Here is a 14,328-nt window from a genome sequence, read left to right as displayed (position 1 = left end):
GGAGAAACATAAAATGTCTAAAAAACTGATGGCGGCCGTTTCCGCGGCGGTGCTGTTATGGGCCGTGCCGGCGCTCGCCGACGGCGAACTGCACATCTACAACTGGGGCGACTACACCAACCCCAAGCTGATCGATAAATTCCAGAAGCAGTACAACATCAAGGTGACGCTGGACGACTACGATTCCAACGAAACCATGCTGTCCAAGGTGCGCGCCGGCAATTCCGGCTACGACATCGTGGTGCCGTCCGATTACACCGTGAAGATCATGGTCGAAGAGGGCCTGCTCGAAAAGACCGAGCCCAACGCGATGCCGAACGGCAAGAACATCGATCCGCGCTTCCTCGACGTCTATTGGGATTCGGGCCGCCACTACACTGCGCCCTGGCAGTTCGGCACGACGGCCTTCGCCGTCAACACCGACAAGTTCAAGGGCGACATCAACACGCTGGCGATCTTGTTCAATCCGCCGGATGAGCTCAAGGGCCAGATCAACGTGCTCGACGACGTCAACACCGTCATGCACGCGGCCGAGCGCTATGCCGGCGTGCCGCGCTGCGGCGCCGACAAGGCCAATCTGAAGAAGGTCAACGACATCCTGATGGCCGCCAAGCCGTCGTGGAAGACGTTCAGCTACGATACGATCACCAAGATCACCTCCGGCGACGTGATCGTGACCGAGCAGTGGAACGGCGCGACCTATCGCTCGCGCAAGGCGATGCCGGCGGTCAAATATGCCTATCCGAAGGAAGGCATCGAAGGCTGGATGGACAATGTCGCGGTGCTGAAGGGCGCCAAGAACCTCGACAACGCCAAGCTGTTCCAGGACTTCATCATGGCACCGGAGAACGCGGCCATGATCTCGGATTTCGCCGGCTACGACAACGGCATTGCCGGCAGCCATAAATTCCTGCCGCCGGAATTCGCCAATTCGCCGGAACTCAACCCGCCGGCAGGCGCGCCGACGCCGGAATTCGTGCCGCCGTGCCCACCGGATGTGGTCGAGATCTACAACAAGATCTGGACCAACCTGCGCAAGTAATCTGCAGGAATGCATGACAGGAGGGGAGGCTCCGGCCTCCCCTTCGCGTGACTGTTTCTGCGCATGTCGTTTTCCCAAAACCACCGCGCACCTTTGGGCGACATGCATTAGTGCGTTTCACCGTTTCATGGAAACGGCGACCCGCTCTATCTCTTTGTTTTGACGCAATTCCGGACGGAAAGTTACGGCGAAGTCGCCGAACCCGACCGCTTCACACTTTTCCTGGAATTGCTCTGGGGAGGACAGGATGACGTCTTACCGCAACTCCGATCCGCGGCCGCCAATCATGCAAGGATCGCCGCCCACGCTGGTGCCGCCGAAGCTCGATTGGGACCGGCCGCCATGGAACCGCTGGGCCTTCCAGCACATTCGCGAATTTCTCCCGACGGTCGAGGTCTGGCGCGGCAACGGCCATCGCCATCGCTTGGAGCGCGCGGAAGTCGATCTCGACGATCTGCCGGTGGTGGACAGCAAGGGTGCTGCTACCACGCTCGCCGGCTTGCTCGACGAAACCTATGCCGACGGCTTCCTGGTGCTGAAGGACGGCAGAATAGCCTATGAGCGCTATTTCAACGGCATGGACGAGCGCACGCTGCACCTGTCGCAATCGATGGCGAAGTCGGTCACCGGATCGGTGTGCGGCATCCTGGTCGGGCGCGGCCTTATCGATCCTGCCAAGCTGGTGGCCGACTATCTGCCGGAACTCGGCGAAACCGGCTGGGCTGGCGCCACCGTGCAGCAAGTGCTCGACATGACGACGGGCGTGCGCTTTTCCGAAGAATACACCGATCGCTATTCCGAGATCGGCCAGGTCGATGTCGCCACCGGCTGGAAGCCGGTCCCGCCGGGCAGCGACCCGAAGTTTCCTTGGCCTTCGCATCTGTTCGAGCTGATCCTGCGGCTGAAGGACAAGGTGCGCCCGCACGGCGAGGCCTTCGAATACCGCTCGATCGAGACCGACGTGCTCGCCTTCATCATGGAACGGGTGAGCGGCAAGCGCCTTGCGCAGCTTGTCTCGGAAGAACTCTGGCAGAAGCTCGGCGCCGATGAGAGCGCCTGCTTCACCGTCGACAGTGCCGGCTATGCGCTGGCCGACGGCGGCTTCAACGCGACGCTGCGCGACTATGGCCGTTTCGGGCAATTGATCCTCGACAATGGCGGCGGCGTGATTCCGGCCGAATGGGTCGAGGCGACGCGCAGCGGCAAGCATGGGCCGAATTTCAGCCCGAGCCTTCCGGACGGCAGCTATCGCAACCAATTCTGGATCGAGGATTCGCGCTCACGCTCGCTGATGTGCCGCGGCGTGTTCGGCCAAATGATCCACATGAGCTGGGAGCACAGGATGGTCGTGGTGAAGCTTTCGACTTATCCGGATTTCCTCAATCCCGCCTATTCGGTGGCGACGCAGAAGGCGGTGCATGCCATCGCCGCCGCGCTGACCTGAAAGCCTTAAGATGGAAACCGGGAGAGTATCATGACCGGCAAAACCGCGTTCGAGACCAAATACGGCTTTGCCCGCAAGGATGTGCGGCTCGACACCTGGCGGTTGGCGCCGTTCAGCCGATGGTCTTTCCAGAATGTCGGCGAGTTGGTGCCGAGCGTGCATGTCGAGGCCGCGCCGGGCGGCGAGGAGCCAGCGAAATCCCTTGGCAGCTTGCTGGACGAAAAGGTCGGGCTGGCCGGCGGCGCCGAAACCGTCCAGGCCTTCCTCCAGCGTTCCGATACAGACGGGCTGACGATCCTGAAGGGCGGCAAGCCGGTCGGCGACTGGACGGCGCCCAACATGGCGTTCGGAGCGCGCCACATCATCTTCTCGATCAGCAAGTCGGTGACTGCGGTGCTCGCCGGCATACTGGAGGGCGAGGGGGTGTTCGACCCGGAAGCGCCGGTGACAGAGTACATCCCCGAGGCCAAAGGCTCGGCCTATGGCGACGCAAGCGTGCGCCATGTGCTCGACATGACAGTCAGCCTCGATTTCGAGGAAGCCTATCTCGATCCGGAAAGCGCCTTCGCCCGCTATCGCCGCGCGATGCTGTGGAATCCCGGCGGCGGGTCCGAGAGCCTGGCGGCATTCCTGCTGACTCTGCCGCGGCTCGCCGAGCCGCACGGTCAGACCTACCGCTATCGTTCGCCCAATTCGGACGTGCTCGGCATGCTGGTGGAGCGGGTATCGGGTAAGCGCATCGGTGATTTGCTCAGCGGGAAACTGTGGCTGCCGCTGGGCGCCGCGAGCGAGATGTCGGTGACGGTCGATATGGAAGGCACGGCGCGCACCGCCGGCGGCATGTCGATGACGCCGCGCGATCTTGCCCGCATCGGCGAGATGATGCGGCAGGGCGGGACAGTCAATGGCCGCCGCATCGTGCCGGAAGCCTGGGTGCGCGACACGGTTACCGCCGGCGGCAGCCATGAAGCCTGGCAGCGCGGCACGATGGCATTCCTGTTCCCGAAGGGGCGCTACCGCAACAAATGGTACCAGACCGGCCACGACAGCGGCGCGTTCTGCGGCATCGGCATCCACGGCCAGTGGATTTACGTCAATCCGAAGACGGAAGTGGTCATCGCCAAGATGTCGTCGCAGCCTGAGCCGGTGGACGATCGGCTCGATGTCGATATCGTCGCCTTTCTCGAGGCGTTGAGCGGGATGGTCTGAGCGGAGCCGGCGGCGCCTCGAACCTATGTTTTCCTGTGGAACCTAGCGACCCAACGAAAACAGAGCGGTTGGCGCAGCAGGCATCCCGGCCTATGGTCGCCGCTCTTTTCGGCAGGGACCAGCATGGCATCGGACATCAAGCGCATCGCAGCAATCATCGCGGCCGAGATCAGGGCGCGGCCGGAGCAGGCAGCGGCGGCCATCGGGCTGCTCGACGAAGGCGCAACGGTGCCGTTCGTGGCCCGTTACCGCAAGGAAGTCACCGGCGGCCTCGACGACACGCAGTTGCGCGACCTTTCCGAGCGGCTTTCCTATCTGCGCGAGCTCGATGCGCGGCGCGAGACGATCGTCGGCTCCATCCGCGAGCAGGGCAAGCTGACCGAAGAGCTCGAGGCCAAGATCGCCGCGGCAAGCACCAAAGCCGAGTTGGAAGACATCTACCTTCCCTATAAGCCGAAGCGCCGGACCAAGGCCGAAATCGCCAGGGAGCGCGGGCTCGGGCCGCTGGCCGAGGCGATCCTGGCCGACCGGTCGGCAGTGCCTGCCGAGCTCGCGCTCGCCTATGTCACGGAAGAGGTGGCCGACGCCAAGGCGGCACTCGAAGGCGCGCGCGACATCTTGTCGGAACAGTTCGCGGAGAATGCCGACCTGGTCGGCAAGTTGCGCGCCTATATGAAGGAGCGCGCCTTCCTGCGCGCCCGGGTCGTCGACGGCAAGCAGGAGGCGGGCACGAAATTCTCCGACTATTTCGACCATGTCGAGCGCTGGTCGGGCGTGCCCAGCCACCGCGCCTTGGCCATGTTGCGCGGCCGCAACGAAGAGGTGCTGTCGCTAGACATCGAGGTCGATGCCGATGACACCTCGCCAGTGAAGCCGGTCGAGCGGATGGTCGCCAATGCCTATGCCATCGGCGGCAGCCTGCCGGGTGATCGCTGGCTGATGGAGGTTGCCGGCTGGACGTGGCGGATCAAGCTTTCGCTGCACCTGACGCTCGATCTGATGCGTGACCTGCGCGAACGGGCCGAGGAAGAGGCGATCCATGTCTTTGCCCGCAATCTCAAGGATCTGCTGCTCGCCGCGCCGGCAGGGTCGCGGCCGACCATGGGGCTCGATCCCGGCATCCGCACCGGCGTCAAGGTTGCGGTGGTCGACGGCACCGGCAAGCTGGTGGTGACGACGACGGTCTATCCGTTCCCGCCAAGGAACGATGTGCGCGGCACGCAGGCCGAACTTGCCGCCCTCATCCGCCAGCACAAGGTGGAGCTGATCTCGATCGGCAACGGCACCGGCAGCCGCGAGACCGAGAAGCTCGTGGCCGACATGCTGTCCGACATGCCTGTCGGGCCGGGTCCCAAGCCGCTCAAGGTGATCGTGAGCGAAGCAGGCGCCTCGGTCTATTCCGCGTCGGCCACGGCGGCGGCGGAGTTCCCCGGCCTGGATGTTTCGCTGCGCGGCGCGGTGTCGATCGCCAGGCGCTTGCAGGATCCGCTCGCGGAATTGGTCAAGATCGAACCGAAATCCATCGGCGTCGGCCAATACCAGCACGATGTCGATCAATACCGGCTCGGACGCTCGCTGGAGGCGGTGGTGGAGGATGCGGTCAATGCCGTCGGCGTCGATCTCAACACCGCCTCGGCGCCGCTGCTGGCGCGGGTTTCCGGCCTTGGCCCGTCGCTTGCCGATGCGATCGTCGCGCATCGCGATGCGACCGGCCCCTTCGCCAGCCGGAAAGATCTGCTCAAGGTGTCCCGGCTCGGGCCACGCGCGTTCGAACAATCCGCCGGCTTCCTGCGTATCCCAGACGGAAAAGAGCCGCTCGATGCCTCGGCGGTGCATCCGGAAGCCTATCGCCTGGCGAAGAAGATCGTCGCCGCCTGCGGCCGCGACGTGCGCGCGCTGATGGGCGACAGCGCCGCGCTCAAGGCGCTCGACCCGCGCGTCTTCGTCGACGAGCGTTTCGGCCTGCCGACGGTGCGCGACATCATCGCCGAGCTGGAAAAGCCTGGACGCGACCCGCGCCCCGGCTTCAAGACGGCGACCTTCGCGGAAGGGGTCGACGACGTCAAGGATTTGAAGCCAGGGATGCTGCTTGAAGGCACAGTCACCAATGTCGCGGCATTCGGCGCCTTCGTCGATATCGGCGTGCACCAGGACGGTTTGGTGCACGTGTCGCAACTGGCCGACCGCTTCATCAAGGACGCGCATGAGGTAGTGAAGGCGGGCGATGTGGTGAAGGTTCGGGTCGTCGATGTCGACATCAAGCGCAAGCGCATTGCGCTTTCGATGCGCAAGGACGGCGGCGAGGCGTCTCGCGGTGGCCAGCGTGACAGCGGCGGCGGCAAGCCGGCGCCGCGCCCGACGGCGCCGCAGCGCCAGCCGGAAAAGCCGGCACAGGGCGCGTTCGGAGCGGCGCTCGCCGAGGCGATGAGGCGCAAGTAGTTACCACGCAAGGACAGCCGGCTCCTTGGTGATCTGACCCAGCAGCCAGTCGCGAAAACTGGCGACCGGCGGATGACCTCGCTTGTCGTGCGGCACGACCAGATAATAGGCGCTGCGGCTTTGTATCGGCTGGCCGGGGGCGGGCACCAACTGGCCGCGCTGCAATTCTCCGGCAATCAGGATTTCCGGCAGCAGCGCCACGCCGAGCCCGGCCATACAGGCTTGGGCGACCGTGCCGAATTGCTCGAACTGCATGCCGGGGCCAGTCGGCGCGCTCAGACCCTGCTCCTCGAACCATTCGCTCCAGGCGCCGGGCCGCGTCGCCATGTGCAGCAGCGGCAGGCGACCGATATCGGCCGGCGTGGTGATGTCGCGGTTGGCCAGGAATTCGGGCGAGACCACCGGCATCACGGTTTCGCGCATCAAAAGCGTGCAGTCGGCCTCCGGCCAGTCGGGCATGCCGTGATGGATCGCGGCATCGAGCCGTTCGCGGGCGAAGTCGAAGCGGCCGATGCGGGTGGCGAAGTTGATCGTTATGTCGGGGTTTCTGGCGACGAAATCCGGGATCAGCGGCATCAGCCAGCGCGTGCCGAAGGTCGGCAGGATGGCAAGATTGAGAACACCACTATGCCGATTGCTCATCAATCCAAGCGCGGCATCGCGCAATTGGCCGAGCGCTGAACGCACCGCTTCGGCGTAGATCTCGCCGGCCGCCGACAGCCGGACATTGCGGCTGTCGCGCTCGAGCAGCCGCCGGCCGAACTGCTCTTCCAGCAGGCTGATCTGCCGACTGACGGCGCCTTGCGTCAGGTCGAGCTCGCGCGCTGCGGCGGTGAAGGAGCCGAGGCGCGCCACCGCCTCAAAGGCGGCAAGGGCGGCGGTGTTCGGCAAAAGACGGCGTTGGACGTTCATGATCTATTACTAACGCTCATTGATCAGTGATGCAATTTCGTTTGATTTTTCCCTTGCGGAGGCCGATAAGCCGGGCACCTCAAAAACTTGCCGGGAGAGCGGGCCATGGCCGCCGAGAAGAATGCCTTCGTGTGGAACGATCCTTTCCTGATCGAGGACCAGCTTTCCGAGGATGAGCGCATGGTGCGCGACGGCGCCGCCGCCTTCGCCGCCGACAAGTTGGCGCCGCGGATCGAGGAGGCCTATCTCGACGAGAAGACCGACCCGTCTATCTTCCGCGAGATGGGCGAGGCCGGCCTGCTCGGCATCACCATCCCGGAAGAATATGGCGGGCTCGGCGCCGGATACGTGACCTACGGGCTGGTGGCGCGTGAAGTCGAGCGCATCGATTCCGGCTATCGTTCGATGATGAGCGTGCAGTCGTCGCTGGTCATGTACCCGATCCATGCCTATGGCTCTGAAGAGCAGCGCAAGAAATACCTGCCGAAGCTGGCGTCGGGCGAATGGATCGGCTGCTTCGGCCTGACCGAGCCGGATGCCGGTTCCGATCCAGGCGGCATGAAGACACGCGCCGAGAAGACCGCGAACGGCTACAGGCTCTCCGGCTCCAAGATGTGGATCTCCAACGCGCCGATCGCCGATGTCTTCGTCGTCTGGGCGAAGCTGAAGGGCGACAACGGCAAGGATGAAATCCGTGGCTTCGTGCTGGAAAAGGGCATGAAGGGGCTGTCTGCGCCGAAGATCGGCGGCAAGTTGTCGCTGCGGGCGTCAATTACCGGCGAGGTGGTGCTGGAAGGCGTCGAGGTCGGCGAAGACGCGTTGCTGCCCAATGCCAAAGGCCTCGGCGGCCCGTTCGGCTGCCTCAACCGGGCACGCTACGGCATTTCCTGGGGCGCCATGGGCGCGGCCGAGGATTGCTGGCACCGGGCCCGGCAATACGGCCTCGACCGAAAGCAGTTCGGCAAGCCGCTCGCCGGCACGCAGCTGTTCCAGAAGAAGCTCGCCGATATGCAGACGGAGATCGTGCTCGGCCTGCAGGGTAGCTTGCGCGTCGGTAGGCTGATGGACGAAGGCAAGATGGCGCCGGAGATGATCTCGATCGTCAAGCGCAACAATTGCGGCAAGGCGCTCGACATCGCCCGCCAGGCCCGCGACATGCATGGCGGCAACGGCATCCAGATCGGCTACCACGTCATGCGCCATGCGCAGAACCTGGAGACGGTCAACACCTATGAGGGCACGCATGACGTGCATGCGCTGATCCTCGGGCGCGCGCAGACCGGTATCCAGGCGTTTTTCTAAGCCGGCAGCGCTGCTTAAATTAGGTGCAGCGCAACATCTCTGCTTGGAGAATGGCCAGCACTTATGTCAGGGTTCGGCCACTGAAACGCCGAACCCCGGGGCACCATGGCAATTCTGGCAGCCGTCCATCACCTGACCCATTACAAATATGACCGGCCGGTCATACTCGGCCCCCAGGTGATCAGGCTGCAGCCGGCGCCGCATTCGCGCACCAAGGTGCTCAGCCATTCGCTGAAGGTCGAACCGGCAAACCACTTCGTCAACCTGCAGCAGGACCCCTACGGCAACTTCCTCGCCCGCTTCGTCTTCCCGGAGCCGGTGAGCGAATTGAAGATCGAGGTCGACCTCGTCGCCGACATGACGGTCTACAACCCGTTCGACTTCTTCGTCGAGGAATCGGCCGAGATCTTTCCGTTCGACTATCCCGAGGAGATCAGGGACGACCTTGCCATCTACCGCATGCCGGAACCGGCTGGGCCGCTGCTCTCGGCATTCCTGGCGACGATCGATCGGAGCCCGAGGAACACCGTCAATTTCCTCGTCGACCTCAATGCGCGGCTGCAGCGCGAGATCGCCTATATCGTGCGCATGGAGACTGGCGTCTTTTCGCCGGAGGAAACGCTTGCCGCGAAAAAGGGCTCGTGCCGGGATTCGAGCTGGCTGCTGGTGCAAATTCTGCGCAACCTTGGCATCGCAGCCCGCTTCGTTTCCGGCTACCTGATCCAGCTCAAGCCCGATCTGGTCGCGCTGGACGGACCGCCCGGAACCGCCGTCGACTTCACCGACCTGCATGCCTGGTGCGAGGTCTATCTTCCGGGCGCAGGCTGGATCGGTTTCGACCCGACTTCCGGGTTGCTGACAGGCGAAAGCCATGTGCCGCTCGCCGCGACGCCGCATTTCCGCAACGCTGCGCCGATCTCCGGCATGGCAAGCTTCGCCAATGTCGATTTCGACTTCGACATGCGCGTCGACAGGATCGCCGAGCATCCGCGCATCACCAAGCCGTTCTCTGACGAAAGCTGGGAAGCGCTCGACGTGCTGGGCGAAAAGGTCGACGCGGCGCTGAGAGACGGCGACGTGCGCCTCACCATGGGCGGCGAGCCGACTTTCGTTTCGATCGACGATTTCGAAGCCGCCGAGTGGAACACGGCGGCCGTCGGCCCGACCAAACGCGACAAGGCGGATGAGCTGATCCGCCGGCTGCGCGAGCGCTTCGCGCCGGGCGGCTTCCTGCATTACGGCCAGGGCAAATGGTATCCGGGCGAGAGCCTGCCGCGCTGGACCTTCTCGCTCTATTGGCGCGCCGACGGCGAGCCGGTGTGGCGCGACCCTTCGCTGATTGCGCGCGAGAAGAGCAGCGCCGCGGTCGGGCCCGAGCAGGCCGAAAGCCTGCTGACGGCGATTGCCGGCGAGCTCGGCATCGACAAGGCGATGGTCAGCGAGGCCTATGAGGATCCGGCCGAATGGCTGCTCAAGGAAGGCAAGCTGCCGGACAATGTCGATCCCTCCAACTCCAAGCTGGAAGACCCGGAGGAGCGCAGCCGCATGGCGCGCGTCTTCGAGCGTGGCCTGACCAAGCCGTCGGGCTATGTGCTGCCGGTGCAGCGCTGGAACAGCCAGGCCGCGGAACATCGCTGGCGTTCGGAGAAATGGAAGACACGGCGCGGCCGGCTGTTCCTGGTGCCAGGCGACTCCCCGGTTGGCTACCGCCTGCCGCTCGGCACGCTGCCTTACGTGCCGCCGGCGCAGTTCCCCTATATCGTGCCGGTCGATCCGTCGCTGCCGCGCGGCCCGCTGCCGGCGCGCGAGGCGATTTTGCCTAGGGCTGCTCCAGCAGAGCTCGAAGGCGCCGACGAAATGGCGCGCCGCCAGCAGGCGGTGTCGTTCACCGCCACGACCGGCCAGCAAGACCGCGTCGAGCAGGAGATCACCGAGATCGGCGGCGCGGTGCGCACCGCGCTTTCGGTCGAACCGCGCGACGGGCGGCTCTGCGTGTTCATGCCGCCGGTCGAGGCGCTGGAAGACTATCTCGAACTGGTGGCAGCGGCGGAGAACGCGGCCAGGACCATCGGGCTGCCGGTACACATTGAAGGCTACGGCCCGCCGCACGATCCGCGCCTCAACGTCATCCGCGTGGCGCCCGATCCGGGCGTCATCGAAGTGAACATCCATCCGGCCGCCGATTGGCAGGAATGCGTCGCAACAACCACGGCCATCTACGAGGAAGCACGGCAGTCGCGGCTCGGCACCGACAAGTTCATGATCGACGGCCGCCATACCGGCACCGGCGGCGGCAACCACGTCGTGGTCGGCGGCGCCACGCCGAACGACAGTCCGTTCCTTCGCCGGCCCGACCTGTTGAAAAGCCTGGTGCTGCAATGGCAGCGGCATCCGTCGCTGTCCTATTTGTTTTCCGGCCTGTTCATCGGCCCGACCAGCCAGGCACCGCGTTTCGACGAGGCGCGGCACGATTCGCTTTACGAGCTGGAGATCGCGCTGGCGCAGGTGCCGCATCCGGACAAGGGCGCCGCACCCTTGCCGTGGCTGGTCGATCGGCTGTTCCGCAATCTTTTGACCGACGTGACCGGCAACACGCACCGTTCGGAAATCTGCATCGACAAGCTATTTTCGCCGGATGGCCCGACCGGTCGGCTCGGGCTGGTCGAGTTCCGCGGCTTCGAGATGCCGCCCAATGCGCGCATGTCGCTCGCGCAGCAATTGCTGGTCCGCGCGATCATCGCCCGATCCTGGAAAAACCCGCTCGATGGCCGCTTCGTGCGCTGGGGCACCTCGCTGCATGACCGTTTCATGCTGCCGCATCATGTCTGGGCGGATTTCCTCGACGTGCTGGAGGATTTGAAGCAAAACGGCTTCGACTTCCGCCCCGATTGGTTCGCGGCGCAACTCGAATTCCGTTTTCCCTTCTGCGGCGAGGTTCAGCATGCCGGCGTCAAGCTGGAGCTAAGGCAGGCGCTGGAGCCCTGGCATGTGATGGGCGAGCAGGGCGCGATCGGCGGCACGGTCCGCTTCGTCGATTCCTCGGTCGAGCGGCTGCAGGTGAAGACGGAAGGCCTCAATCCGGAGCGCCACGCCGTCGTCTGCAACGGCCGCATCGTGCCGATGAAAGTGACCGGCAATCGCGAGGTCGCGGTCGCGGGTGTGCGCTTCAAGGCCTGGCAGCCTGCGTCCGGCCTGCATCCGGCGCTGCCGGTCAACACGCCGCTGGTCTTCGACATCTACGACCGCTGGTCGGGCCGTTCGGTCGGCGGCTGCGTCTATCATGTCGCGCATCCGGGCGGCCGCAGTTACGACACCTTCCCGGTCAACGGCAACGAAGCCGAGGCGCGGCGGCTTGCGCGATTCGAACCGCGCGGCCACACGCCGGGTGCCTATGTGCCGGGTGAAGAAGAAGCCTCTGAAGAGTTCTCGATGACCCTTGACCTCAGGCGGCCGGCGAGACTCTGATCGGGAATGGCCAAGGGGAATCAGAAACGGGTGAGCGGCAGGCCGCGGGCGCAGAGCCTGCTGGAGCGGTACCGGCCGATCGAAGGCGTCGTCGACGAGATGGTCGACGCGTCAGGCAGCCCGCGTCCGGCCTGGCGCAGTTTCGTCGACGCGCTGGACGAGCTTGGAGCGGAGCGGCTTGGACAACGGTTTGCCCGCGCCGATCAATATCTGCGCGATGCGGGCGTCTATTATCGTGTCTACGACGAGGCCGGCGCCAATGAACGGGAATGGCCGCTGGCGCATGTCCCGTTGCTGATCGACGAGAAGGAATGGACCGAGATAAGTGTTGGTCTCGTCCAGCGTGCTGACCTGTTCGAGGCGATCCTTGCCGACATTTATGGGCCGAACCGGTTAATCGAGAAGGGCATCCTGCCGGCCGGGCTGATTGCCGCAAGCCCGGAATATCTGCGCCCTGTCGCCGGCATCCGGCCGGCCAGCGGACATTTCCTCCATATGGTCGCCTTCGAGCTCGGGCGCGGGCCGGATGGCCGCTGGTGGGTGTTGGGCGATCGCACCCAGGCGCCGTCGGGCGCGGGCTTCGCGCTGGAAAACCGCGTCGCCACCACGCGTGCGCTGTCCGAAATCTATGGCGAGATGCATGTGCACCGGCTTGCCGGCTTCTTCCGCCGTTTCCGCGATGCGCTGAACGGCATGGCGAAGGATTCCGGCGGCCGCGTCGCCATCCTGACGCCGGGACCGCTCAACGAGACCTATTACGAGCACGCCTATATCGCCCGCTATCTCGGCATCATGCTGCTCGAGGGCGAGGACCTGACCGTCTCCGACGGCCGGCTGATGGTGCGCACCGTTTCGGGGTTAATGCCGATCGGCGTGTTGTGGCGGCGGCTCGATGCCGCCTTCGCCGATCCGCTGGAGCTTAGGCCGGAGTCGCAAATCGGCACGCCGGGGCTCGTCGAAGCGATCCGGCGCGGCACGGTCTCAGCGGTCAACGCCCTGGGTTCAGGCCTGGTGGAAACGCGGGCGCTGCTTTCCTTCCTGCCCAGGATCGCGCGGGAACTGCAAGGTGAAGACCTTTCGTTGCCGAACGTCGCCACCTGGTGGTGCGGGCAGCAGAACGAACGCGACCACGTGCTTGCCAATATCGACCGCTTGGTGGTTGGCCCGGCGCTGTCGACGCGGCTCGCCTTCGAGGACGATGGCGCGACCAGGCTCGGTTCGGCGCTTTCGGCGGGGGAACGGGCGGAACTCGTCGCGCGGATCGAAGCCGACGGCGCCGGCTTTGTCGGCCAGGAAGCGGTGACGCTCTCGACCACGCCGGTGTTTGTCGACGGCCGGCTGGAGCCGCGGCCAGCCAGTCTGCGCGTCTATCTGGCGCGAACACAGGAAGGCTGGAGCGTAATGCCCGGCGGCTTCGCCCGTGTCGGCTTATCGCTCGACCCGACCGCGATCGCCATGCAGCGCGGCGGCCAGGCGGCGGATGTCTGGGTGGTCAGCGACAAGCCGGTGGAGCGTGAGACGCTCCTGCCGCAGGAGCATGACGGCTTCACCCGAACCACGCCGGGCAGCCTGCCCAGCCGCGCGGCGGAGAACCTGACCTGGCTCGGCCGCTATATCGAGCGCTCGGAAGACACGGTGCGGGTGCTGCGCGCCTATCACGTCAGGCTGGCGGAGACGTCCGACCCCGAGATGCCGTTGCTTGCCGATATCAAGGACTATCTCGAGCCGTTCGGCATCGACGTCGAGTCGGCGATCCCGTCAGGGCTGATCGACACGCTGGACAGCGCCGTCTACAGCGCAGGGCAAATCCGCGACCGCTTTTCGCCGGACGGCTGGCTGGCGCTGAAGGATCTGTCGAAGACCATCCATAGGTTCGCCGGCATCGTGGCGCCCGGCGACGACGCGACGCGCGCGATGACGGTATTGCTGCGCAAATTGGCGGGCTTTTCCGGCCTGCTGCACGAGAACATGTACCGCTTCACCGGTTGGCGCTTCCTGGAGATCGGCCGCAGGCTGGAGCGTGGCATCCAGATCGCCCGCACGCTAGGCCGGCTGACCAGGAAAGAGGCGCCGGAAGGGGCGCTCGACATGATGCTGGAGATCGGCGACAGCGTCATGACCCATCGCCGGCAATACCCGGTGCGGGCGGGGCGGCGCACCGTGATCGACCTTTTGGCGCTCGACCCGCTCAATCCGCGCTCCATCCTGTTTCAGCTCGAGCGGCTGAAGGCGGAAATCGGCCTGCTGCCCTCGGTTGGCGGCGAAGGGCATATGTCGCCGGCCGCCAAGGAGATACTGCAGCTCAACACGGCGATCGCCGTCATGGAGCCGTCGGACATGAGCGCCAAGGTGCTCGACGACTTCGCCGGCCAGATCGGCGATCTCTACAGCAGTCTTTCCAGAGCCTATTTCGGGTAGAGCATCTGCAGCGAAAAGGACCGCCTCCAATGCTCTATCTCTTTGTTTTTACGTTGTTTCTGGCGCAAGGCTGCGGCCAGGACGCTGAGCCCAATCG

At 64.9% G+C, this 14,328-nt stretch carries 8 protein-coding genes; 7 read left to right on the top strand and 1 reads right to left on the bottom strand.

Features of this window, described 5'->3' with window-relative positions; all coding sequences use genetic code 11:
* Positions 1-13 precede the first annotated feature (13 nt).
* The 4 genes from YU3_RS0104345 to YU3_RS0104330 all read left to right on the top strand — a co-directional run bounded on the left by YU3_RS0104345 (position 14) and on the right by YU3_RS0104330 (position 6,134).
* Positions 14-1,042 (top strand): extracellular solute-binding protein, encoded by a 1,029-nt coding sequence (locus YU3_RS0104345; protein WP_027165090.1) that lies wholly within the window; start codon positions 14-16, stop codon positions 1,040-1,042.
* A gap of 247 nt (positions 1,043-1,289) precedes the next feature.
* Positions 1,290-2,486 (top strand): serine hydrolase, encoded by a 1,197-nt coding sequence (locus tag YU3_RS0104340; RefSeq protein ID WP_027165089.1) that lies wholly within the window; start codon positions 1,290-1,292, stop codon positions 2,484-2,486.
* A 30-nt stretch (positions 2,487-2,516) separates the two neighbouring features.
* Positions 2,517-3,695, top strand: a complete 1,179-nt coding sequence (locus tag YU3_RS0104335) for a serine hydrolase (RefSeq protein WP_027165088.1) — start codon at positions 2,517-2,519, stop codon at positions 3,693-3,695.
* 123 nt (positions 3,696-3,818) lie between these two features.
* Positions 3,819-6,134 (top strand): Tex family protein, encoded by a 2,316-nt coding sequence (locus YU3_RS0104330; protein WP_027165087.1) that lies wholly within the window; start codon positions 3,819-3,821, stop codon positions 6,132-6,134.
* Here YU3_RS0104330 and YU3_RS0104325 read toward each other — a convergent pair whose 3' ends face one another.
* Positions 6,135-7,046, bottom strand: coding sequence for a LysR family transcriptional regulator (locus YU3_RS0104325; RefSeq protein WP_027165086.1), 912 nt, complete (start codon positions 7,044-7,046; stop codon positions 6,135-6,137).
* 105 nt (positions 7,047-7,151) lie between these two features.
* Between YU3_RS0104325 and YU3_RS0104320 the strand changes: the two genes are divergently transcribed.
* From YU3_RS0104320 to YU3_RS0104310, 3 genes are all read left to right on the top strand, one after another.
* On the top strand, positions 7,152-8,348 hold the full coding sequence (locus YU3_RS0104320; protein ID WP_027165085.1) for an acyl-CoA dehydrogenase: 1,197 nt from the start codon (positions 7,152-7,154) through the stop codon (positions 8,346-8,348).
* 105 nt (positions 8,349-8,453) lie between these two features.
* Entirely contained in the window at positions 8,454-11,813 is a 3,360-nt protein-coding gene (locus YU3_RS0104315) for a transglutaminase family protein (RefSeq protein WP_027165084.1), read from the top strand.
* A gap of 6 nt (positions 11,814-11,819) precedes the next feature.
* Entirely contained in the window at positions 11,820-14,231 is a 2,412-nt protein-coding gene (locus tag YU3_RS0104310; protein WP_027165083.1) for a circularly permuted type 2 ATP-grasp protein, read from the top strand.
* The last annotated feature ends 97 nt before the right edge of the window (positions 14,232-14,328 follow it).

The sequence above is a fragment of the Mesorhizobium sp. WSM3224 genome (assembly GCF_000427725.1).
In the GTDB taxonomy this organism is placed as follows: domain Bacteria; phylum Pseudomonadota; class Alphaproteobacteria; order Rhizobiales; family Rhizobiaceae; genus Mesorhizobium.
This window is presented reverse-complemented; position numbering and strand designations above follow the sequence as displayed.

Coding starts and splice junctions, on each gene's coding strand:
- YU3_RS0104345 (WP_027165090.1), top strand. CDS start 14: ATGTCTAAAAAACTGATGGCGGCCGTTTCCGCGGCGGTGCTGTTATGG.
- YU3_RS0104340 (WP_027165089.1), top strand. CDS start 1,290: ATGACGTCTTACCGCAACTCCGATCCGCGGCCGCCAATCATGCAAGGA.
- YU3_RS0104335 (WP_027165088.1), top strand. CDS start 2,517: ATGACCGGCAAAACCGCGTTCGAGACCAAATACGGCTTTGCCCGCAAG.
- YU3_RS0104330 (WP_027165087.1), top strand. CDS start 3,819: ATGGCATCGGACATCAAGCGCATCGCAGCAATCATCGCGGCCGAGATC.
- YU3_RS0104325 (WP_027165086.1), bottom strand. CDS start 7,046: ATGAACGTCCAACGCCGTCTTTTGCCGAACACCGCCGCCCTTGCCGCC.
- YU3_RS0104320 (WP_027165085.1), top strand. CDS start 7,152: ATGGCCGCCGAGAAGAATGCCTTCGTGTGGAACGATCCTTTCCTGATC.
- YU3_RS0104315 (WP_027165084.1), top strand. CDS start 8,454: ATGGCAATTCTGGCAGCCGTCCATCACCTGACCCATTACAAATATGAC.
- YU3_RS0104310 (WP_027165083.1), top strand. CDS start 11,820: ATGGCCAAGGGGAATCAGAAACGGGTGAGCGGCAGGCCGCGGGCGCAG.